The following is a 22,572-nucleotide window of genomic DNA, read 5'->3' as shown; positions in this document are numbered from 1 at the left end:
GCTTCGGGTTTGTTCGGGAGTCATCGGGATCATGAGGTATAGGGCACATGTCGGGTGCCCGCGCCCGAATTCAATGGTCCGGGCGCCTTCGGCAGCAGGAACGACGCCCCGACCAGGGCCGCGCCGATCGCGATCTGGGGGCCGACCTTACCCATGGTCTTCTCCGACGGGCCAGCTCGTCACCAGGAGCGTCCGCGGCAGGTACGCGACGCCGCGCGCGGTCTTGGCGGCGAGGCCGCGGCTGGTGACGACGCACAACGTCTCCATGCCGGCCTCCGCGACGCGGATCAGCCCGACATCGCCCTGCCGCAAGGCCCGCTCCGTCGTGCGCCGGTCGACGGCGGCGCCGTCAACCGAGAAAGGCTGGGAAGTACGAGCCCTTGCGGAGCTTGGGGATCTTGAGCTCGATCCGGCCGGCGCGGGTGTCCCAGGGCCGCTCGCGGTAGCCGTTGCGCTGGTTGGTGCGGTCGAGGCGGCGCTCGCCATGGCCGGCGCCACACGAGCTCTCAACCTCGGCCGCCATCAGCCGCTCGGCGGCGTAGGCCAGCAGTTCGCGGACCAGGTCGCCATCGGCCCGCTTCTCGATCAGCGCGAGAAGGGTCATTCTGTCGGTGGTCATCGTCGTCTCCGTGCAGGTTCGTGCCTCAGCAACTCGATCCTACACCGAAGACCGGCGGTGACCGCCTCGGCCTCTAAAGCCGCACAAACACCGGCCATGCCAGGTAGCACGGGTAGCACGTACCCTTGCGGAGAGCGGCGGAGGGGTTCCTCTCGACCATGCCGGCGACCCCTGCGCACCCTGCATGTCCTGCAATGGGCGCTCCTTCCATCGCCCCCCCTGGAAGGGGCTGGCGCTGCTCGGCCTGCAAGCCGCCGCTGCTGCCCGGCAGCGCCGCTGCGCTGGCTGGGCGGTCCTTCTGCGCCCTGCCCCCGATGCAACGGCCCTCCTGTCCGCCGCCGCCGGCAGCCCTCTCTCCAGCGTGGTGGCCTTATGCGAGCTACTGAGGGTCTTCGCGGCCTTCCGCCGCCGGGCGGCGGCGGCTTTTGCCGCTCCATGGACGGACGACCGTTGGTGGGCGTCGGGGTTCCCGGCGTGCCGTTCGCACGAAGAACGCCTGGCACGGCTGCAGCAGTGGGTCGAGATGGCCGGCGGCCAGTTCGTAGTGGTGGAAGGCGGCACGATGGCTCGGCTGCCTAAGCTGCAGCCGGGCATGGCCCGTGCCGAGCTCATCCGCTTCTGCCGCCAGCTGAGGGTGCCGGTGCGGGAGGCGGTGCAATGAGCGCCGCCCGTGAGGCCGTCGGCGGCCAGCGCCGCGGAAGCGCCGTAGGCCGTGGCATGGCGCGTGGCGCGGCTCCGGCCGTACTGGCGGGACCCGGAGCAGTTCTTCGAGACCCGCAGCGAGCTACGCCGGAACGTGCGCCAGAGCCCGTAGGATGCCTCGGGAACTGCGGCTAGCCGTCCTCCAGGGAGCGCCGGCTCGAAGCCCTGGTACACTCCCGAGCGGCGGAGATCGACCGCTTGCGACAGACCTCGCCAGCCTCTGCCAGACCCTAAGCTCCGGCGGCGCGGCCAAGCCGGGCGTTCAGGAGCTTCCTCATTGATCCTCCTGCCCGGCGCCCCTCGCATGACCTGCCTCGTCCAGCGCCGCCGGATGACACGCCGGGCATCGCCATCCGGGTATGCTCCTGGCCTCGGGCCGGCTCTTGACGGAAACGGCGTGATCGAGCATCCTCTCTGCAGCATCAAGAGTTGGGCTGACGCCCTCGCCAACCTGCCCGTCCCAGGCAAGGTGGAGCCGCGCAAGCGGGATGTGGCCGGAACCGGCAACCAAGCGGGACCTGCACCACGCGTCAGCCCTCCTCGGTGCGAGCCGAAGGAGGGTTTTTTCATGTCCGCATCTGTCGAGCACGGCCGCTGGGCCGTGGACGGGCTCATGACGGCCGAGGCGGTCTCGGACGGCCACCCCGACAAAATCTGCGACCAGATCAGTGATGCCATCCTCGACGCCTGCCTCGCCGAGGACCCGCAGAGCCGGGTCGCGGTCGAGTGCGCGATCAAGGGCAGCCTGCTCGCCATCGTCGGCGAGATCACCACGAACGCCACGATCGATCCTATAGCGCTGGCCCGCGAGGTCCTGCGCGACATCGGCCACGGCGACGGGCGCTGGGGCCTCGACCTCGACGGACTCCAGGTCCTGACGGCGCTCACCCGCCAGTCGCCCGAGATCGCCCAGGGTGTGGACGGCGCGGACACCGGCGCGGGTGACCAGGGGCTGATGTACGGCTTTGCCTGCGACGAGACGCCGGAGCTGATGCCGCTGCCGATCAGCCTCGCCCAGGCGCTCATGCGCCGGCAGCGCACGGTGCGCCTGACCGAGGAAGGTGCCGTTCTCGGGCCCGACGCCAAGGCGCAGGTCACGGTACGCTACGAAGAGGGCCGGCCGGTGGCGATCGACACCGTCGCGCTCTCGACCCAGCACGTGGCCGGGCTGGGCCTGGGCAGGCTGCGCCGCCTGGTCGAGGAGCGGATCATCCTCCCCGTGTTGCCCGAGGGGCTGCCGGGGCCGATGCGGCTCCTGATCAACCCGGCGGGCTCGTTCGTCCTCGGCGGGCCGGTGGCCGACGCCGGCCTTACCGGCCGCAAGATCATCGTCGACACCTATGGCGGCTACGCCCGGCACGGCGGTGGCGCGTTCTCGGGCAAGGACCCGACCAAGGTCGATCGCTCGGCGGCCTATGGCGCACGGCAGCTCGCGAAGCACCTCGTCGCCGCGGGCTGGGCCAGGGCGTGCGAGGTGCGGGTCGCGTATGCGATCGGCAGGGCGGAGCCAGTGGCGATCGGCGTCGAGACCTTCGGCACCGGCCGGCTGCCAGACGGCGAACTTCTGGCCGAGGCCGTGCCCAACGCTCCGGCGCTGCTGCGGACGGCTTCGATCATCCAGCGCCTCAGGCTGGGCCGCCCGATCTACCGCAAGACGGCTACCTTCGGGCATTTCGGGCGCGCCGACATGCCCTGGGAGAACGAGGCCTTGGCGGGCTGACCAGTCCTGCAGACACGACAAGGAGAAAGAACATGGACCTCAAGCGACGCGGGTTCCTGATCGGCATGGGCGGCCTGATCACGAGCGCGTTCGTCGGCCGCGCCAAGGCGCACATCCGCGCCCGACGCGGCCCGCTGCTGGTGGCACCGGCGAAGGCCGAGGAGACGCTGTTCGCCTATCCTCCTATCCCCGAGATGGGCAACGGCTGGATACTGACGCTCGGGCCTTTCGAGTACGAGCCGTCCTATACGATCACCTGGCGCGAGTTCTTCCGCCGCCAGGGCCGCGACATGACCAAGCTGTCGGACTTCCGCTACATCCGGCAGGAGTGGCGGCTGACCGCCCACGACCTCGACCGGCCCATGAACGAGAGAACATGGCTCATGATGTGGGATCTGCGGTGGAGCCCCTGCGCCAGGGCCTTTCGCCTGCTCCAGGAGCTGGAGATCGGCCCCTGGCTCGAACGGCATGGTGCGGGTCCCGGCGAACTCGATTTCATCGAGTACGGGTATCACCCGTGCAGCAGCGACCAATGGGTCGAGGCCAGGAATCAGCTCACGATCTCGCTCCTGCAGGCTCGCTTCGTCGAGCTGAACGTGCCGATCAGGGTCGAGGTCGGGCAATGGGATTGACGGAACCCGAGACGCGCCAACCTGACTCGCCCGCTGCGGGCAGATCGGGATCGGGCGGCCATCAGCCATCAGCCGATCCACCCTACCCATACCGGTGTGCTAATGGCGAGAATGCCGACCCGGCCAATGGGCGCTCGATGGGCGATGGCGTGCTCGCCTACACGCCCTGAGGCGAGATCGCCTACGCTCTGGCCGGGCGGGCGGGCTACGAGCGGGTGCGCCGCTCCGACGAGGAAGGGATCGCGCCCGGCGCGCAGACCATCGCCGAGCTGTTCGGCGGCGAGCCTGCCCTGATCCTGCTCGACGAGCTGTCGATCTATCTGCGGAAGATCAAGAACAGGCCCGGCGCACGCGATCAGTTGACGGCCTTCCTGACCAGCCTGTTCAAGGCCGTCGAGTCCTCGCCGCGTGCCGCGCTGGTCTACACCCTCGCCGTCGGCAAGGACGGCAAGGGCACGGACGCCTATTCCGACGAGAACCAGTTCGTGGCGGACAAGATGGCCGAGGCGGATAGCGTCTCGGCTCGCAAGGCGACGATCCTGAACCCCACCGAGGACGACGAGACCGTGCAGGTCCTCCGCCGTCGTCTGTTCGAACGGATCGACGACGCGGCTGCTGCCGAGGTGATCGAAGCGTATCGCGTCGTCTGGCAAGGCCAGCGCGACGCCCTGCCGCCCGCCGCCAGCAAGGCAGAGACCGCCGACGAGTTCCGCGCCAGCTATCCCTTCCATCCCGACGTGCTGGAGACCTTCACCAGCAAGACGGCGACGCTCGCCAACTTCCAGCGCGTACGCGGCATGTTGCGCATCCTGGGGCGCACGATCGCCCGGCTGTGGGAACTCAAGCCCGCCGATGCGACCGCCATCCACCTGCATCACGTCGACCCCGGCTACGGGCCGGTGATGCAGGAGATCGTCACCCGCCTCGGCCAATCGCTCTACGTGTCCGCGATCCGCAGCGACATCGCGGGCGACGGCGGCAAGAAGGCGCTGGCGCAGGAGATCGACGAGGAGAGCCATCGCGGGCTGCCGCCCTATGCGACCTACGTGGCGCGCACGGTGTTCATGCACACGCTGGCGTTCAACGACCAGCTCCAGGGCGTGTCCGCCGACCACCTGCGCTTCTCGATCCTCGGGCCGCAGACCGACATCGCCTTCATCGAGGCGGCGCGCAAGAAGTTCCTCGCCCGGTCCGCCTACCTCGACGACCGGCCCAGTGCCCCGATGCGCTTTCGCGCGCAGGCGAACCTGACCCAGTTGATCCGCAAGGAAGAGGCGCACGTCGACCCGAACGAGCTGCGCGCCGAGTTGCGCGACCGGATCAGGGACATTTTCAGCGGCCAGACCTTCGAGGCGGTCCCGTTTCCTGCTGGCCCATGGGACGTGCCCGACGAGGTGGGGAACGGCCGCCCGCTGCTGGTCGTGCTGTCCGCCGACGCGTGCAGCGTCGGCGCGAGCGTCGAGGCAGTGCCGGACCTGATCGCGCGCATCTACGAGCGCAAGGGTGCCGAAGGCGGCAGCCTGCGCATACTCCGCAACAACCTCGTCTTCGTCGTGGCCGAGGACAGCCGCATCGAGGAGATGCGGCACAAGATGGCCCGGCGGCTGGCGCTTCGCGAGCTGAAGGCCCCCGAGCGTCTGAAGGAGCTGGACGAGCACCAGCAGGCCAAGGTGCGCGAACTCGAAGCCCGCTCCGAGAGCGAGGTCGCCATCGCCATCCAGCAGGCATACCGGCACCTGTTCTACCCGGATACCCGCAGCCGGGTCGGTGGCAGCGAGCTGACCCTGGCGCACAGCGCCCTCGACATTCACTCGGCGTCCGAGAAGCCCGGCTTGGGCCAGCCGCAGGTGGTCCGAGCCTTGCGGGACTTCCGCAAGCTGCGCACGCCCGAGGACGAGCCGGACGCCCCGGCCTATGTCCGCGACCGGACGCCGCTCAAGCGCGGCCAGATCACCACCCAGTCGCTGCGCGAGGAGTTCCGCCGCGACCCGTCGCTGCCGATCCTGATCGGCGACGAGGTGTTCATCAAAGGCATCCGCAAGGGCGTCGAGCAGGGCGAGTACGTCTACAAACGCGGCGATCTCGTCTACGGCCCCGGCGACCCCTTCACCACCATCGCCATCGACGAGCAGGCCGTGGTCTTCACCATGGGGTTCGCCAGGGACCACGGCATCTGGCCCCGGCCAGCACCGAAGAGCGAGCCCGTCGTCGTGCCCGCCGGTCGCACCCGTGCCGCCGGGCACGGGTGCGACCGGCGGGACGGGCGGTGCGGGCTTGCCATTCGAGGGAATCGGCGGCCCGACACTCACGAGCAACGGCTCCGGCGGCGACCAGCCCGCCATCACGGGCACGAACGGCGGGACCGTCGCGGACGGCCCCGCGGAGCCGACCCGCTTCTCCGCCGAAGGCCTCCTGAAGGAGGCGCTCGTCCGCCTCTGGGAACAGGCGCGCGCCAAGAAGGTCGCCAAGATCGGTGCCATCGGCATCCGCATGTTCGACGCGAGCGACGCCTTCAAGCTCCTGGGCGTCGTCGCCGCCGTCCGCGGCGCGGATAGCAAGCGGGTCGAGTTCGAGGGTGCCTACGAGACCGGCGGCGGCAGCGAGGTCGGCATTTCCTTCAAGGGTGCGCCGAGCGAAGCGCAGCCGCTCAAGGAGTTCCTGGAGCCGCAGCTCCGCGCCGCCAAGGACAAGGACCTCAAGGCGCGGTTCGAGATCGCCTTCGCCCAAGGGCTCGATCTCGGCTCCGACGCCCCCGAGAAGCTCAACGAGCAACTGACCCGATTTGCGACCGGCGCGGCCTACGTCGAAGCGACGGCGGAGGTGAAAGCGTGAGCGCGAGAATCATCCGCATGCGCGGCATCGAGCCCCCCTTGTCCGCCCCGGCCTACGAGGTGCGCACACGCCGTCACGGCCCGGGGGACACCGAGATCGAGGTCTGGCAGCTCCCCTCGCCAGCATCGCCGCACCTGACCGCGCCGACCCGGATCGCGGGCCTGCGCGGTCGCAATCTCGACCTCGTCGAGCATCGCGTGCTGCGCCGCCTGTCGCAGGCCGGGATCAGGTTCAGCGGACGGGAGGCCGACCGCAAGGAGGGCCACCGCATCGACGAGGACGTGGCCCTCATGCTCGGCCTGCTGTTCAGGGTGCTCGCCCCGATGCGCAGCCGCGAGAACATGCGCGCGGTGGCCGAAGGCATCGAGGCCATGGGCCGCGAGGAGGCGGCCTACTGGCTCGGCATGGCGATGCACCGCAAGAACCCCCGCCGCGTGCTCACGGCGCTGCGCTACCTGCTGACCGGTCCCAAGCACTCCTGAGACGTCCCGTCATGACCGATACCCGCCTGATCGAGCGGTGGCTGCCGATTGCTGCCCTTGGCGAAGAGAGCGTCCGCGAGCGCCGGTCCATGACGGCGCTGCCGCCTACGTATTACCTGCACGTGTGGTGGGCGCGCCGCCCGCTCGTGGCTTCGCGTGCGGCCGTGCTGGCGTCGCTGCTCCCGACGGATGCGGATCATAAGCAGTTCATGCGCATCCTGGGCATCCACGGTGACCCTGTGGCGGCAAGGCGCAAGATCGATAAGGCCCGACGGACCGGCATCCGCGTCGATGACCCTTATGGTTATGATCGCGCATTCTCGTATGTGCCGGATGCGGTGGATCGCGCATGGCTCGAACGCCACCTTTGCAAGCGCAGCATCAGCGTGCTCGACCCGACAGCAGGCGGTGGGAGCATCCCATTCGAGGCTGTGCGCCTCGGGCTCGGAGTGCTGTCCAATGATCTCAATCCTGTTGCAGCGTTGATCGAGAAAGCCACGGTCGAGTGGCCCGTTCGCTTCGGCATGATCCTCAAGAGCCAGTTTGAGGCGCTCGCGTCCGAGTTTCGGAAGCGTATTGACGACCGGCTGGCGACATTTTTCCCGCAGCCCGGCGCACCCGACCAGTACGATCTTACCTATCTCTGGGCGCGCACGATCCGCTGTCCTTATTGCGAGGGGCTCGTCCCCCTATCGCCGAACTGGCGGCTGGCTCCCGACGGTACGGGCGTGCGCCTGCGCCCGCGGTGCGAGGGCGGCCCCGGTGATCCGAAGCGGCGCTGCGAGTTCGAGATCGTGCGCTCGGTCAAGGAGCAGTCGGCGGGCACGGTCTCCGATGGCGACGCGACCTGCCCGTTCCCCGATTGCGGGCGGGTGATCGACGGCGGCGAGATCAAGCGGCAGGCGCAGGCGGGCGGCATGGGCGAGCAGTTGTTCGCCGTGGTGTTCAAGCGCCGGATCGAGACCCGCACCAAGACCGGCAAGCGCGGCAAGGACAAATGGGAGCGCGGCTATCGCGCACCCCGTCCCGAGGACGACAACAGCGCCGCCGTCCGCGCCGCGCTCGACGAGAAGCTGCCGGAATGGGAGGCGCTGGACATCATTCCTGGCGAGCCGATTCCCGATGGACTGAAGACCAGCGAGCCTCATCGGTACGGGATGCTACGCTGGCAGGACCTCTTCAATCCCCGCCAGCTTCTCGGCCACGGCACGGCCGTCGAGGTCTACCGCGAGCTGCTGGCCGAGGAGGAGCAGCGCGGCCTGACGGACCTGACGCGCGCCGCGTTCGTGTATCTGGCGCTGAGTCTCGACAAGCTTCTAACCTACAACTGTCGTAGGTCACGTTGGCATCCAGGTCGGGAGGTTATGGCGCAGATATTCGAGCGACATGATTTCTCCGTGACGTGGACAAGTGCGGAGATGGCTCCGCTCATCGTGGGCCTCGGCTACGATTGGGCCATCGAGCAGACGGCCAAGTGCATCGGGGAGCTGGTGGAGTTGGTCCGGCCCGATGCACAGCACGGCCACGATCTCCTCGCACGCGCTTCGGCCACGACCTTCACGCCCCCGCCGGTCACGATCACCTGCAAGTCCGGCGATCTGCTCGATCATATCGAGGACGGCTCCGTCGACGTCGTCGTCATGGACCCGCCCTACTACGACAACGTCATGTACGCCGAGCTGTCCGACTTCTTCTACGTCTGGCTGAAGCGGACCGCGGGCTACGTCGTGCCGGACCTGTTCACCCGGCAGCTCACCGACAAGGAGAACGAGGCCGTCGCCAACCCGGCGAAGTTCGCGGGCCAGAAGGGTGCCAAGGCGCTGGCGGGCCGCGACTATCAGGAGCGGATGCGGCGCATCTTCGAGGAATGCCGCCGCGTGCTGAAGCCCGACGGCATCATGACCCTGATGTTCACGCACAAGGCCACGGGAGCCTGGGATGCGCTGACCAAGGGGCTCATCGAGGCGGGCTTTGTTATTACCGCCTCGTGGCCGATCAACACCGAGGCCGAAGGCTCGCTGCACATCAAGGACAAGTCGGCCGCCAACAGCACGATCTTCCTCGTCTGCCGCCCGCGCGATCCGGCAGCGGCCGGAAGCGGCTCGGCCTATTGGGAGGACATCGAGCCCGAGGTCGCCCGCGCCGTCCGCGCCCGCGTGAAGGAGTTCCAAAAGGGCGGAATCACGGGTGTCGACCTCTACCTCGCGAGCTTCGGCCCGGCGCTGGAGGAGTTCTCGCGCCATTGGCCGGTGAAGCGCGGCACGCCCCGGCCCAAGCCCGAGGCGCTCAAGCGCAAGCGGCAGGCCGAAATCCTCGCCGAGGAATGGGACCCCTATGCCGTGACGCCCGAGGATGCGCTCGACGCCGCCCGCCGCGAGGTGAAGCGCTGGCGGCTCGAACAGCTCACCCACCTCAAGCCCAACGAGGAGCTGGATCCGCTGACCTCGTTCTTCGTGCTGGCGTGGGACGCGTTCCGCGCCCCGGTCTTCCCCTACGACGAGGCCCTGCGGCTCGCCCGCGCCGTCGGCGTCGATCTCGACACGCAGGTGGTGGGCGTCCTGGCCGAGAAGAAGGGCAGCGATCTCGTGCTCTGGGACAGCGCCCGGCGTGCGGCCAAGGGCGCCCTGGGCTCGCCCGACGGCTCGCGCTCGATGCTCGACGCCATCCACCACGCGGCGCATCTCGGCCGGACCCGCAACCTGCAGGTCGCCCGCGAGATGCTGGCCAAGTCCGGCGTCGACGGCGAGCCGACGTTCCTGTCGGCCCTGGAAGCGGTGCTGGAGGTCCTGCCGGTCTCGCAAGCCTACAGCGGCGTGAAGCTCGATGGCGACCTCGCGGCGGCCGGGAGCGACTTCGAGGCCCTGGAGAACCTGCGCAAGCTCGCTTTCGCCGACAAGCTCGACGAGCCCGAGCAGCTCGACCTCTGGCGGGAGGCCAAGGCGGCATGACGCGTCTGCAGGATCGGGACTGGAGGCTGAAGTACACGCCGGATCACGGCGATCTGGTGAAGCTGCTCTATGTCCCGCTCCTGACCTGCGCCGTTCGCTACGACCGGCTGACCGGCTTCTTCAGCGCCTCGGCGCTGGCGCTCGCGGCACGCGGGGTCGAGTGGCTGGTGGCGAACGGCGGCCGGATGCGGCTGATCGTGGGCTGCACCCTCGACCTGCCGGAGATCGAGGCCATCGAGAAGGGCGAGGCGCTCAAGGCCCAGGTCGAGCGGCACATCCGGGCCAACCCGCTCGTGCCACAGGACCAGCACGCCATCGACGCGCTGGAGCTGCTGGCGTGGCTCGTGGAGCAGGGGCGGCTCGACATCCGCATCGCCGTGCCCTGCGACGAGCACCGCAGGCCCGTTCCGGCCGATGGCCTGTTCCACGAGAAGGCCGGGGTCGTCGAGGACAAGACCGGTGATCGTATCGCCTTCAACGGCTCGCTCAACGAGACCGCCGCCGGGTGGACGAAGAACTGGGAGAGCCTGAACGTCTTCACCTCCTGGCGCGACCCCGAGCGGGTCGACGAGGAGGACCAGAACTTCGCGCGCCTGTGGGCCAATCAGGCCAAGCACGCCGTCACCGTCGACGTGCCGTCGGCCGTCCGCGAGGACCTGCTGCGCTTCCTGCCGCACGAGGACCGACCGGCGCGGATCAGGCGGCTCGACGTCGTCGCCCCGGAGCCCGAGCCGCCTGCCCACGATGCCACCCCACCCGCGCCGGTCATCGATCTGCTCGATCTGCGCCGGGCCGTGTGGGGCTTCATCGCCGTGGCGGCGAGGCTGCCGGGCGGTGGCAGCCGCGTCGGCGAGGCGACCTCGGCGGTGACGCCGTGGCCGCATCAGGTCCGCGCCTTCCAGCGGCTCTACGACGGCTGGACGCTGACTCCGCCGAAGCCGCCCAAGCTCCTGATCGCCGACGAGGTCGGGCTCGGCAAGACCATCCAGGCAGGGCTGCTGCTCCGGCAGGCATGGCTCGCGGGCCACGCCAAGCGCATCCTGATCCTCGCCCCCAAGAACGTCTGTCGCCAGTGGCAGATCGAGCTGCGCGAGAAGTTCAACCTCAACTGGCCGATCTACGACGGCCAGAAGCTGACGTGGTACCCGTCGCCTGCCCTGGAGGGCCGTAGCGAGCGCGTGGTCGCCCGCGAGGATTGGCACAAGGAGCCGGTCGTGATCGTCTCCAGCCACCTCGTGCGGCGGTCCGACCGCCAGCCCGAGCTGCTGGAAGCAGCGGAGCCGTGGGACCTCGTGGTCCTCGACGAGGCCCACCATGCGCGGCGCAAGGGGGCCGGGACCGCCAACGAGGGCGGCCCGAACGCCCTGCTCGCCCTCATGCGCGGGTTGAAGAGCCGCACGCAGGGGCTGGTGCTGCTGACGGCGACGCCGATGCAGGTCCATCCCGTCGAGGTTTACGACCTCTTGAGCCTGCTCGGGCTGCCGCCGGAGTGGACGCAGGACGCGTTCTTGCGCTTCTTCGAGGAGGTCATGCAGGACAGCCCGAGCCACGAGGCGTTCGACCGGCTCGCGGCCCTGTTCCGCGCCGTGGAGTGCTACCACGGGCCTGTCGATGCCTCGGAGCTGCAGCAGGTCGGCATCACGAGCAACCTCAAGGCCAAGAAAATCCTGGCCGCGCTGCGCGACCAGGCCAGCATCCCCCGCCGCCAGCTAGAGACGCCCGAGCGCAAGGCGGCGCTCCGCCTGATGCGCCTGCACACGCCGATCAACCGGCTGGTGTCGCGCCACACGCGCGAGCTGCTGCGGAAATACTACAAGGCGGGCAAGCTCTCGACGCGCATCGCCGACCGGCGGGTCGAGGACCGGTTCATCGATCTCTCCCCGGACGAGCGGGCGGTGTACGAGGCCGTCGAGGACTACATCTCGACGACGTACAATCAGGCGACGGCCAAGGACCGGAACGCCGTCGGCTTCGTCATGACGATCTACCGTCGGCGGCTGGCCAGCAGCTTCTTCGCGCTCGAACGGACGCTGCAGGGGCACCTGGACGCGATCAGGCAGCACGAGGCCGGGTCGCGCCCGCTCGACCTCCTGGAGGAGACCTTGGGCGAGGGCGAGGACGACGATCCCGACCTCGACGAGGCGGCGGCGCTGGAACGGCAGGCGCTGGCGCTGGAGGAGAGATCGGACATCGAGCGCCTGCTCGGCATGATCCGGCGACTGCCGCCCGATACCAAGCTCGCGCGCCTGAAGGAGGCCATCGCCGAGCTGCGCCATCGCGGCTACGCGCAGGCGATGGTCTTCACCCAGTTCACCGACACGATGGACTTCCTGCGCCGCGAGATCGGCCGCGACACTGAGCTGCGGATCATGTGCTTCTCGGGCCGCGGCGGCGAGGTCCAGAACCCGGACGGGACGTGGCGCACCATCTCGCGCGACGAGGTGAAGCGGCGGTTCCGCGGGGGACAGGCCGACGTGCTGCTCTGCACCGATGCCGCCGCCGAGGGGCTCAATTTCCAGTTCTGCGGAGCCCTGATCAACTACGACATGCCCTGGAACCCGATGCGGGTCGAGCAGCGGATCGGGCGCATCGACCGCCTCGGGCAGAAGCACGAGGTCATCCGCATCTTCAACCTGCACTACGCCGACACGGTCGAGACGGACGTGTACCGGGCGCTGCGCGACAGGATCAACCTGTTCGAGAGCGTCGTCGGCAAGCTCCAGCCGATCCTCGCCCGGCTGCCGACCCTGATCACGAGCCGCGTGCTGGCGGGCCGGACACGGCCCTACGAGGCCCGCGCAGATGCGGTCCGGGAGATCGAGGCGGAGACGGCCGAGGTCCAGGCTCATGGCTTCGACCTCGACGCGGTCACCGAGGCCGATCTCGTCGAACCCAAGCGCCCGGAGCCCGCGGTGACCATGGACGACCTCGACCGGGTGATCCGCACGCACGCGCTGCTGCCGCCGGGCATCGAGGCGCAGCCGCTCGACCCGCGCGCGTACAAGTTCAGCCAGCCGGGCCTGAGGGGTGCAATCCGGGTGACCACCGATCCCGCCTACTACGAGCAGAACGCGGACACGGTCGAGCTTTGGTCGCCGGGCAACCCGGCGTTTCCGGTAGCGGATGATCTGCCGAAAGGGGAGCCGCCGGTGACGGAGCAGAGCCTGGCGACTCTGCTCGGCAAGCTGCAGGTCGAAACCTGACCGTCAGATTGATACCACCTCGCCTCCCCCTCTCTCCAGGGCTCTCTCCAAGGCGATCGCGACGTCTTCCAGGACCGTGCGATAGCCGAACGCGCCGTCGCTGTGCGCGCGGTCGCTGTCGGCGAGCATCGGCGGCTTTGCCGAGCGCCCCCACTCCAGCACCTCCCGCACCCGCCTGTCGCGCTCGTACCCTTCCCGTATCTCGGCCTCCAAGCACTGCTGCGCCGCCATGTGGCCGGTGCCGCGTGCGCCGGCCAGCGCCCGTGCGATGGCATCTCTGGCCTTTCGGGGCTGGCCTTGCCGATGTAGGCCAGCAGCCGTTCGGCCATCTCAAGGTCCGTCCTCGACGGCGTGACCTCGGGGTGCACGGTGAGCCGGGAAAGCTCGTCGCGTAGCTCGGCGACCTCGGCTCGCAGCCGCTCGATCTCGGTCATCAGGCGCTCCCGCCTCGTGCGATGAAGGTCGAGCCGCAGACGACGGCCCGCAGCACGTGGTCGCTGTCCGGGTCGGGGCCGATCCAGACGACGGGCCAGTAGACCACGGGCATCCACGACCCCAAGGTCTCGACGATGACGTGCGTCGCATGCGGCGCGTCTATCGGCCAGCACTTCCGGATTGGGCGCAGGCGGAACTGACGCTCGGGGGGCGGGCGAACCACCACATGTCCTGGCCGCTTTCCTCGATCAGCCAGGGGGCGTCTGCCGCGCGACAGGTCAGGGGCGAGGTCTTTGCGATCACGGCCTCTTTCCCCCTCCCCACGCTGACGTGGTCGCCGCCCCCGCTGCTGGCTGCCAGCCCTGCGGCAGCAGGCCGAGGGCTTTCGCCCTCTCCGTGACAAGAGCCTCGATCTCTTTCGTGATGCTGCGTGGCTGCCGCGCCCGAGCCATCGGCATGTCGCGCAGGTAGATGTACCTGCTGCGCAAGCAGGACGAGCAGTTCGCCCGCGATTGGGATCGGGCGGTCGAGGCAGGCACGGACATCCTGGAGGATGTCGCCGTCGAGCGGGCGAAGAGCGGCAGCGACAGCCTGCTCGTGTTCCTGCTCGAGGGCCGCCGGCGCGAGACGTGGGGCGACAAGCTCCAGAGCGACGGCAAGGCCGAGATCAACGGCACGCAGCCGGCCTTCATCACGTGCGTCCCGGGGATGCGGCCGAGCGAGGGCTAGGCCCTGCTCTTTGGCCCCATTGCACCGCTTCCGCTGCCGCCGCTGCGCCGGTCTGCCCTACGCCTCGCAGTACCAGGTCCCACACGATCCCCTGAAGAGTCGACGCAGGACATTCGCGAGCGGCTCGGCGGCAGCACGTACGCGGACCCACCCAGGCCCAAGCGGACGCGGTGGCGGACCTACGAGAAACTGCAGAGAGTGAGGCGGAGTGCCGCACCCGCGCTTCGCGCGTGTTGGCAGCCGAGCGGTTCGGGGTGCCAGCAGGCGAAGACCCTGCTGCTCTGAAGCGCAGATCGGGCTTCTCTGGCCAGAGCGCTACTTCACAGCAAGGACAGCCTCAGCAGCCCAAATCCGCTGCGGTGGTTACCCGAAGCCAACCAGTACCGAGTATTTTTCTGCTAACTCATTGAGAAGGATGGCTCCGGCGGTTGGATTCGAACCAACGACCAACGGATTAACAGTCCGCTGCGCTACCGCTGCGCCACGCCGGATCACTCGCCTTCGGGCGGGCGGTCACTAGCAGAAGCCTGCTCGGCGCGCCAGCCCTTTTTCGCCTTGGAGGCCCGGGCCGGAATCGAACCGACGTACAAGGATTTGCAGTCCTCTGCATGACCACTCTGCCACCGGGCCGATGGCGCGCCTTCTATAAGAACGCCGAACGGCCCGGTCAATGGCCAGAACAAGGATGCACGCGACGGCAGGTCCCGTTGCCGCGGTCCGGCCCGCCTGCTATGAGGCCGCCGCGCCTTGGCCGTTGCGCTTGCGAGCCTCTTCCGGGAGCCGACATGATCGACTACGCCGTCGCCCGCCACAACATGGTGGAGAACCAGCTCCGGCCGAACCAGATCGACGATCCGCGCGTGCTCGACGCGATGGGCGAGATCCCCCGCGAGCTGTTCGTGCCGAAGGCGCTGCGCGGCGTGGCCTACAGCGACGAGGACCTCGATCTCGGCCAGGGCCGCTTCCTCATCGAACCTCTGGCTCTCGCCAAGCTGATCCAGGCCGCATCGCCCCGCAGCGAGGACGTGGCGCTGGTCGTGGGCGACGTCACGGGCTATGCCGCCGCCGTCCTCTCGCGCCTCGTCGCCACCGTGTTCCTGCTGGTCCCTCCCGCCGTGGCGACCGAGCCCGTGGAAACGCTCCTGAGCGAGCTCGGCTGCGACAATGTCGTGCTGCGGCAGGGCGATGCCATGGCCGGCCATCCGGCCCAGGCACCCTACGATCTGATCCTCCTCGCGGGCTCGGTGCCGTCCATCCCGTCCGCCCTCATCGACCAGCTCGCCGAGAACGGTCGCCTCGTCGCGGTGGTCGAGCACGGCCGCAGCGGCAAGGTGACGGTCGCGCGCAAGGTCAACGGTGCCGTGGGGCGTCTCACCCCGTTCGACGCCCGGATCTTCCGTCTGCCCGGATTCAAGGTCGAAGCCGGGTTCCAGTTCTGAAGCCATCGCCTAAAGATAGAAATATCCTTATTCATCTAGCCCAATAGGCTAATCTCGTGCTATGCCGCCGGCATGATGCGTGCTGCTGGCGGCTTCCTTGTCGGCGCGGTGTGCCTGGTCGGCGCGGCGAGCGTTCGCGCCGAGGCACTCGAGGACGTGCTGGCGCACGTCTATCTCACCAGCCCGCGGCTCGAGGCCGGACGCGCCGGCCTGCGCGCGGTCGACGAGTCGGTAGCGCGTGCACGGGCGGCCGGTCGCCCCTTCCTCACGGCGACCTCGTCCTTCGCGGGAGAGCTGGCCGGCAGCGACGGCGCCGGGCTCGCGAGCCAGCGCCAGTCGCTCAGCCTGACCCAGAGCCTCTACAGCGGCGGCGAGACGCGGGCGGCGATCGCGCGCGCCGAGAACAGCGTGCGGGCCGAGCGCGCCCGCGTCCAAGGCCTCGAGCAGGAGGTGCTCCTGGATGCGGTCGCCGCCTACGTGGCGGTGGCGCAGGCGCAGGCTCTGCTCGATCTCGCCCGCGGCAACGAGGAGCGGCTGCGGCTCCAGCTCGACGCCACGCGCGACCGCGAGCGCTTCGGCGACGTGACCAGGACGGACATCGCCCAGGCCCGGACCCGCTTCGCCCGCGCCGTCGCCGGCCGGCTCACCGCCGAGGGCGATCTCAAGACCGCCATGGCCGATTACCGTCGGATCGTCGGCGAGGAACCTCCGGCCTCGCTGTCCCTGCCGCCGCCGGTCGAAGGATTGCCGGCATCGGCGGAGGAGGCGCAGGCGCTGGCGCAGGACAACTGGGCCTACCAGGCGGCGGTGTTCGAGGTCGAGGCCGCGCACGACGACGTCGCCGTGGCCGAGGCTGGCCTGAAGCCACGGCTCAGCCTCACGGGTGCCCTGAGCTACGCCGAGGATGCCGGCACCGGCGGCGATCCGCGCAGCGGGGCCGTGATCGGCGCCACGCTGGCCGTTCCGCTCTACCAGGGCGGCGGCGAGCATGCCCGGGTGCGACAGAGCAAGGAGCTTCTGGTCCAGCGCCGTCACGGTCGCGACGACGCGCTGCGCGCTGCCGAGGCAACCATCACGGCGGCCTGGGAGGCGCTGCAGACCGCCCTGGCCGTGATCCGCTCGCTCCAGACCCAGGTCGATGCCGCCGAGTTCGCCCTCGAAGGCGTGAGGCAGGAGGCTCTGGTGGGTGCCCGCGCCGTTCTCGATGTGCTCGATGCCGAGCAGGAGCTGTACCAGGCCCAGACCGACCTCGTGCGCGCCGAGGCGACGCGCGTGCTCGCAAGCTACCGACTGCGCGCGGCGATCGGTCGCCTCACCGCCCGCGATCTGAAGCTTCCCGTGGCTTTTCAGGATCTTGAGGCCCATTATCGCGAGGTGGGTGCGCGCTGGTGGGGACTTGGCGAGGACGTAGGAGGCGATTAAGCGTGTCGAACGATTGCAACCCTGAGCAGGAACCGGCTGAACGAGTTCTCGCATTGCGGTCGGACGCAGCCGGCAGGAACCGAGACCATGGCTGAGAGCAAGCCGGGGCAGGAGCCCTCGATGGAGGAGATCCTCTCCTCGATCCGCCGGATCATCGCCGAGGACGATCCGGCAATCGACCAGCGGCCGATCCCGCAGCAGGCGAAAGGCCCCGCGGCGCTGTCTTCTGTGACGGCGCCGGCCGAGGACGACGACATTCTCGAGCTGACCCAGGTCGTGTCCGGCCCGGCCACGAAGGCCACGGACCCGGCAAGGCCGACGGCACCGCCCCCGGTGAGCGCGGTCCAGCCGCAGGCACCATCGACCACCGTCGCCTCGCTCCGCTCCCCTGCCCCCACGAAGGAGACCTCCACCATGCCCGCCGATGCCGCCGACAGCCTGATCTCCCCCGTCGCCGCCAGCGCCAGCGCCCAGGCGCTGGCACGCCTCGCCAAGGCCGTCACGACCGACGAGAAGAAGCCGGCCTCCCCACTGGGCAGCCTCACGGTCGAACAGATGCTGGTCGATCTGCTCACCCCGATGCTGCGCGAGTGGCTCGACAGGAACCTGCCCGAGATCGTCGAGCGCGTCGTCGAACAGGAGGTCAAGAAGCTCGCCCGCCGCGCCGAGCTGATGTGACCAGCTCTCGAGCCTCCTTCTTCGGATGAGGCGGGCCGACCCCTCGCGGGCCGGCCCGTTCTCGTCGAAGGCGCCTTTTGCCGCCCTTGCCTTGCCGCCCCAGCTCCTTTCGCCTAAGTAGCGCTCCACCCCGCGTGCGGCGCCAGGGCCTCTCGCGGGCCGCGTGTCACGACCGGGGATTCCGAGGCCCATGCTCGACAAGACCTACCGGCCTGCCGAGGTCGAAGCCCGCATCTATGCCGCCTGGGAAGCGAGCGGCGCGTTCGCGCCCAGCGCCGAGCGGGGCGGAGCGCCCTACTGCATCGTGCTGCCGCCGCCCAACGTGACGGGCAGCCTGCACATGGGTCACGCGCTCGATCACACGATCCAGGACACGCTGATCCGCTTTCATCGCATGCGTGGTCGTGAAACCTTGTGGCAGCCCGGCACCGACCATGCCGGCATCGCGACCCAGATGGTGGTCGAGCGCCAGCTCGCGGCTTCGGGCTCGAACCTCGGCCGGCGCGAGATGGGCCGCGCGGCGTTCGTCGCCAAGGTGTGGGAGTGGAAGGCGCAGTCGGGCGGCACGATCGTCCGCCAGATGCGGCGGCTCGGCGATTCGCCGGACTGGAGCCGCGAGCGCTTCACCATGGACGAGGGCCTGTCCCGCGCCGTGCTCCGCGCCTTCGTGAGCCTCTACAAGGCCGGGCTGATCTACAAGGACAAGCGCCTGGTCAACTGGGACACGCAGCTCCAGACCGCGGTTTCCGATCTCGAGGTGCAACAGATCGAGGTCGACGGCCATCTCTGGCATCTGAAGTACCCGATCGAAGGCTCGGACGGTGAGTTCATCACGGTCGCGACCACCCGGCCCGAGACCATGCTGGGCGATACCGGCATCGCCGTGCATCCCGACGACGAGCGCTACCGGCATCTCCACGGCAGGTTCGCGATCCTGCCGCTCGTCGGCCGCCGCATCCCGATCGTGGCCGACGAATATTCCGACCCCGAGAAGGGAACGGGTGCGGTCAAGATCACGCCCGCCCACGACTTCAACGATTTCGAGGTCGGCCGCCGGCACGGGCTGGCGGCGATCTCGGTGCTCGACGAGCTCGGCCGGATCAACGCGAACGCGCCCGAGGCCTATCGCGGTCTCGACCGCTTCGTGGCGAGGAAGCGGATCGTGGCCGATCTCGAGGCTCTGGGGCTGGTCGAGAGGATCGAGAAATATCGCCACGTGGTGCCGCACGGCGATCGGTCCGGCACGCCGCTCGAGCCCTTCCTCACCGACCAGTGGTACTGCGACGCGAAGACCCTCGCCAAGGAGGCCATCGCCGCGGTCGAGGACGGGCGCACCCGCTTCATCCCGCGCCAGTGGGAGAACACCTATTTCGAGTGGATGCGCAACATCCAGCCCTGGTGCATCTCGCGCCAGCTCTGGTGGGGCCATCAGATCCCGGCCTGGTACGGGCCGGACGGGCAGGTGTTCGTCGAGGAGAGCGAAACGGAGGCCCGAGCCGCGGCCAGGGCGCATTACGGCCACGACGTCCCCCTCGAGCGCGACGAGGACGTGCTCGACACCTGGTTCTCCTCGGGGCTCTGGCCGTTCTCCACGCTCGGCTGGCCCGACGAGACCCCGGAGCTGAAGCGCTTCTATCCCACGACCGTGCTGGTCACGGGCTTCGACATCATCTTCTTCTGGGTCGCCCGGATGATGATGCTGGGCCTCTACTTCATGGGCGAGGTGCCGTTCAGGGACGTCTACATCCACGGCCTCGTGCGCGACGAGCGCGGGGCCAAGATGTCGAAGACCAAGGGCAACGTCGTCGATCCGTTGCAGATCATCGACGACTACGGTGCGGATGCGCTGCGCCTCGCCCTTCTCGCCTCGACCTCGCAGGGCCGCGACGTGAAGTTCGGGCCCGCGCGCGTCGAGAGCTACCGCAACTTCGTCACCAAGCTCTGGAACGCGTCCCGCTTCCTGCAGATGAACGAGGCCCGGCTCGATCCCGCGTTCGATCCGGCCCACTGCAGGGAGCCGCTCAACCGCTGGATCGTGGGCGAGGTCGCGAAGGCCGGGCTCGCCGTCACCGGCGCCATCGAGGGCTACCGCTTCAACGACGCGGCACTCGGTCTCTACCACTTTGTCTGGGACACCTACTGCGACTGGTACATCGAGCTCGCGAAGCCTCTTCTCGGCGGCGAGGACGCGGAGGCGCGGGCCGAGACCCGGGCCACGGCCGCCTGGGTGCTGGCTCAGACGCTCCACCTCCTCCATCCCATGGCCCCGTTCGTGACCGAGGAGCTCTGGGACAAGCTGTTCGGGCAGCCGGGCGGGATGCTGATCGTGGCCGACTGGCCGCATCTCGGGGCCGAGCTGGTCGACGCCGAGGCCGAAGCCGAGCTCGGCTGGCTCGTCCGCACGATCGGCTCCATCCGCGCCGCCCGTACCGAGCTCAACGTGCCGCCGAGTGCCAGGCTCACGCTCTACCAGCACGGGGCTTCGGCCGAGACGCTGGCCCGGCTCGAGCGGCATCGCGAGGCGATCCTGCGCCTCGCCCGGCTCGAGACGATCGTCATGGAGGACCGGCCGGTGCCGCCGCAGTCGCTCGTCGTCGTCGTGGACGAGGCGAGCTTCGCGCTGCCGGTGGGCCACGTCATCGACGTCACGGCCGAGAAGAGACGGCTCGAGAAGGAGATCGGCAAGGTTCGGGCCGAGCACGACAAGGGGATCCAGAAGCTCGAGAACCCTGATTTCGTCGCGCGCGCTCCGGTCGAGGTGGTCGAGCAGCTCCGCGAGCGGCTGGAGGAGCTGCGGGCGACGCTGGATCGTCTCCTCCAGGCCCTGAAGCGCATCGACTGACGACCGGGATGGGAAGGACCCGAAGGATGCTGCCCTGCTTCGCTCCTGCCGGTACCGCCGCGCGGCCCGTGACCGTGGTCGCCGCCAGCGCCTATGGCACCTGGCTCGAGAGCACCGACCCGCGCACCCGCGCCTGGCTCGAGGAGTCCGGCTTCAAGGCCAAGGGGGGTGCCGTCGCCCTCCTACCCGACGAGCACGGCAAGGTCGCAAGAGCACTCCTCGTCGCGAGCGAGCCCGCCGAGCCCTGGGACGCCGCCGCCCTGCAGGCCGCTCTTCCTGCCGGCGTGTGGGCGCTCGCCGACGGGGCGAATGCCCTGCCGCCGCACCATGCCGTCCTCGGCTGGGCACTCGCCGCCTACCGCTTCACCCGCTATCGCGCCGACGAAAACGCAAGGCCGCAGCTGATCCTGCCGACCGGCGCGGGTGTCGAGCGCGCCATGGTGCTCGCCGAGGCGACCTGGCAGGCACGCGATCTCGTCAACACGCCCGCGAGCGATCTCGGGCCCGCGGAACTTGCCGCCGCGGTCGAGGCCGTGGCCCACCGGCATGACGCTGCCTGCAAGGTGATCGTCGGCGATGCGCTGCTGGATGCGAACTATCCGGCTATCCATGCGGTCGGGCGTGCCAGCGCACGGCCGCCGCGCCTTATCGATCTCACCTGGGGCGATCCCACGGCCCCGAAGCTCACCCTCGTCGGCAAGGGTGTCTGCTTCGACACGGGCGGGCTCGACATCAAGCCGTCGAGCAACATGCTGCTCATGAAGAAGGACATGGGCGGCGCCGCTCTGATGCTGGCGCTGGCCCAGTGCGTCATGGCGCTGGAGCTTCGAGTGCGCCTGCGGCTCCTGATCCCGGCGGTCGAGAACAGCGTCGGCGGCGCCGCGTTCCGCCCCGGCGACGTCATCACCATGCGCAGCGGCACCACGGTCGAGATCACCAATACCGATGCCGAGGGCCGGCTGATCCTGGCCGATGCGATCGCCGAGGCCGACGGCGAGGAGCCTTCGCTCCTGCTCGATGCCGCGACGCTCACCGGTGCCGCGCGCGTCGCCGTGGGCCCCGAGCTTCCCGCCCTGTTCACCCCCGACGACGCGCTCGCCGAGGCCATCCTGCGCCAGGGCGAGGCCGCGTTCGAGCCCTTGTGGCGCCTGCCGCTGCACGCACCCTATCTTACGTACTTGAAGAGCCAGGTGGCGGACATCGCCAACGCCAGCAGCAAGACCTTCGCCGGCGCCGTCACGGCGGCCCTGTTTCTCAAGGAGTTCGTCAAGAGGACGAAGCTTTGGGCGCATCTCGACATCTTCGCCTGGAACGACGACAGCCGGCCCGGCCGGCCGCGCGGCGGCGAAGCCACGGCGCTTCGGGCCCTTCTGGGCCTGGTTGAGGAGCGGTTCGGCCGACCGCGCTGACCCCCTTCACGTTTCTCCCAAACGGAGCCTCTATGTCCCGCCCTGCCCCGCCGGTGCGCGCCGATTACGTCTATTTCAGCGCCATCGAGACCCGCTGGATGGACAACGACATCTACGGCCACGTCAACAACGTGGTCTACTACAGCTATTTCGACACGCTGATCGGTCACTACCTCCTGCGCGAGGGCGGGCTCGACCCTTGGTCGGACCCGGTCGTCGGCATGGCGGTCGAGACCGGCTGCCGCTTCCACCGCTCGATCGCCTTCCCCGACAGGGTCCATGCCGGCCTGCGCGTGGGCCATCTCGGCAACAGCAGCGTGCGGTACGAGATCGGTATCTTCAAGAACGAGGAGAACGCCGCCTGCGCCGACGGACACTTCGTGCACGTGTTCGTGGAGCGCGCCTCGCAGCGCCCGGTGCCGATCCCGGACCGGCTGCGCGCTGCTCTCAAGCAGCTCATGATCGGCTGATCGGAAAGGA

The 22,572-nt window shown here is 69.2% G+C and carries 16 protein-coding genes, 2 tRNA genes, 1 pseudogene and 1 riboswitch; of the genes and pseudogenes, 14 read left to right on the top strand and 5 right to left on the bottom strand.

The window, feature by feature from the left end:
* Positions 1 to 29: 29 nt before the first annotated feature.
* Both U1T56_RS04145 and U1T56_RS04140 read right to left on the bottom strand, forming a co-directional pair.
* Entirely contained in the window at positions 30 to 155 is a 126-nt protein-coding gene (locus U1T56_RS04145; RefSeq protein ID WP_418158179.1) for a hypothetical protein, read from the bottom strand.
* Positions 156 to 355: 200 nt separating this feature from the next.
* Positions 356 to 619 (bottom strand): annotated as a pseudogene (locus U1T56_RS04140) (transposase); the annotation flags it as partial.
* Between the two features lie 1,116 nt (positions 620 to 1,735).
* Positions 1,736 to 1,842, top strand: a riboswitch (SAM-I-IV-variant riboswitch).
* Between the two features lie 47 nt (positions 1,843 to 1,889).
* Here U1T56_RS04140 and metK point away from each other — a divergent pair.
* The 7 genes from metK (at position 1,890) to U1T56_RS04105 (ending at position 13,138) form a co-directional block, all read left to right on the top strand.
* Positions 1,890 to 3,041: a methionine adenosyltransferase gene (gene metK, locus U1T56_RS04135; RefSeq protein ID WP_418158178.1), complete on the top strand. Its 1,152-nt coding sequence runs from the start codon at positions 1,890 to 1,892 to the stop codon at positions 3,039 to 3,041.
* 32 nt (positions 3,042 to 3,073) lie between these two features.
* Positions 3,074 to 3,673 (top strand): hypothetical protein, encoded by a 600-nt coding sequence (locus U1T56_RS04130; protein WP_418158177.1) that lies wholly within the window; start codon positions 3,074 to 3,076, stop codon positions 3,671 to 3,673.
* A 176-nt stretch (positions 3,674 to 3,849) separates the two neighbouring features.
* Complete coding sequence (locus U1T56_RS04125; RefSeq protein ID WP_418158359.1) at positions 3,850 to 6,228, top strand: DUF499 domain-containing protein; 2,379 nt, start codon at positions 3,850 to 3,852, stop codon at positions 6,226 to 6,228.
* Positions 6,164 to 6,505, top strand: coding sequence for a hypothetical protein (locus tag U1T56_RS04120; RefSeq protein ID WP_418158176.1), 342 nt, complete (start codon positions 6,164 to 6,166; stop codon positions 6,503 to 6,505). Before U1T56_RS04125 ends, U1T56_RS04120 begins: the two co-directional genes overlap by 65 nt.
* Complete coding sequence (locus U1T56_RS04115; RefSeq protein WP_418158175.1) at positions 6,502 to 6,987, top strand: DUF7680 family protein; 486 nt, start codon at positions 6,502 to 6,504, stop codon at positions 6,985 to 6,987. Before U1T56_RS04120 ends, U1T56_RS04115 begins: the two co-directional genes overlap by 4 nt.
* Positions 6,988 to 6,998: 11 nt before the next feature.
* Entirely contained in the window at positions 6,999 to 9,935 is a 2,937-nt protein-coding gene (locus U1T56_RS04110) for a DUF1156 domain-containing protein (RefSeq protein WP_418158174.1), read from the top strand.
* Complete coding sequence (locus U1T56_RS04105) at positions 9,932 to 13,138, top strand: DEAD/DEAH box helicase (RefSeq protein ID WP_418158173.1); 3,207 nt, start codon at positions 9,932 to 9,934, stop codon at positions 13,136 to 13,138. Before U1T56_RS04110 ends, U1T56_RS04105 begins: the two co-directional genes overlap by 4 nt.
* A gap of 3 nt (positions 13,139 to 13,141) precedes the next feature.
* Here the strand turns inward: U1T56_RS04105 and U1T56_RS04100 are convergent, their stop codons facing one another.
* Positions 13,142 to 13,369 (bottom strand): hypothetical protein, encoded by a 228-nt coding sequence (locus tag U1T56_RS04100; RefSeq protein ID WP_418158172.1) that lies wholly within the window; start codon positions 13,367 to 13,369, stop codon positions 13,142 to 13,144.
* Positions 13,370 to 14,044: 675 nt separating this feature from the next.
* Between U1T56_RS04100 and U1T56_RS04095 the strand changes: the two genes are divergently transcribed.
* Positions 14,045 to 14,302: a hypothetical protein gene (locus U1T56_RS04095; protein WP_418158171.1), complete on the top strand. Its 258-nt coding sequence runs from the start codon at positions 14,045 to 14,047 to the stop codon at positions 14,300 to 14,302.
* 416 nt (positions 14,303 to 14,718) lie between these two features.
* On the opposite strand, the gene U1T56_RS04090 is transcribed toward U1T56_RS04095, so the two are convergent.
* Positions 14,719 to 14,793, bottom strand: a tRNA-Asn gene (locus tag U1T56_RS04090).
* A gap of 65 nt (positions 14,794 to 14,858) precedes the next feature.
* Positions 14,859 to 14,932: transfer RNA gene (locus tag U1T56_RS04085), tRNA-Cys, on the bottom strand.
* 155 nt (positions 14,933 to 15,087) lie between these two features.
* Between U1T56_RS04085 and U1T56_RS04080 the strand changes: the two genes are divergently transcribed.
* From U1T56_RS04080 to U1T56_RS04055, 6 genes are all read left to right on the top strand, one after another.
* A complete protein-coding gene (locus tag U1T56_RS04080; RefSeq protein ID WP_418158170.1) occupies positions 15,088 to 15,741 on the top strand; it encodes a protein-L-isoaspartate O-methyltransferase family protein in 654 nt (217 codons plus the stop codon).
* 72 nt (positions 15,742 to 15,813) lie between these two features.
* Positions 15,814 to 17,163 carry a TolC family outer membrane protein gene (locus tag U1T56_RS04075; protein WP_418158169.1) on the top strand — a complete coding sequence of 450 codons (1,350 nt, stop codon included), beginning with the start codon at positions 15,814 to 15,816 and terminating at the stop codon, positions 17,161 to 17,163.
* An 87-nt stretch (positions 17,164 to 17,250) separates the two neighbouring features.
* Complete coding sequence (locus tag U1T56_RS04070) at positions 17,251 to 17,841, top strand: DUF2497 domain-containing protein (RefSeq protein WP_418158168.1); 591 nt, start codon at positions 17,251 to 17,253, stop codon at positions 17,839 to 17,841.
* Between the two features lie 190 nt (positions 17,842 to 18,031).
* On the top strand, positions 18,032 to 20,683 hold the full coding sequence (locus U1T56_RS04065; RefSeq protein ID WP_418158167.1) for a valine--tRNA ligase: 2,652 nt from the start codon (positions 18,032 to 18,034) through the stop codon (positions 20,681 to 20,683).
* A gap of 26 nt (positions 20,684 to 20,709) precedes the next feature.
* Positions 20,710 to 22,092, top strand: a complete 1,383-nt coding sequence (locus tag U1T56_RS04060) for a leucyl aminopeptidase family protein (protein WP_418158166.1) — start codon at positions 20,710 to 20,712, stop codon at positions 22,090 to 22,092.
* Positions 22,093 to 22,124: 32 nt separating this feature from the next.
* Positions 22,125 to 22,562: an acyl-CoA thioesterase gene (locus tag U1T56_RS04055; RefSeq protein ID WP_418158165.1), complete on the top strand. Its 438-nt coding sequence runs from the start codon at positions 22,125 to 22,127 to the stop codon at positions 22,560 to 22,562.
* Positions 22,563 to 22,572: the final 10 nt, after the last annotated feature.

The organism is Benzoatithermus flavus, assembly GCF_037908215.1.
Lineage (GTDB): Bacteria > Pseudomonadota > Alphaproteobacteria > Geminicoccales > Geminicoccaceae > Benzoatithermus > Benzoatithermus flavus.
This window is presented reverse-complemented; position numbering and strand designations above follow the sequence as displayed.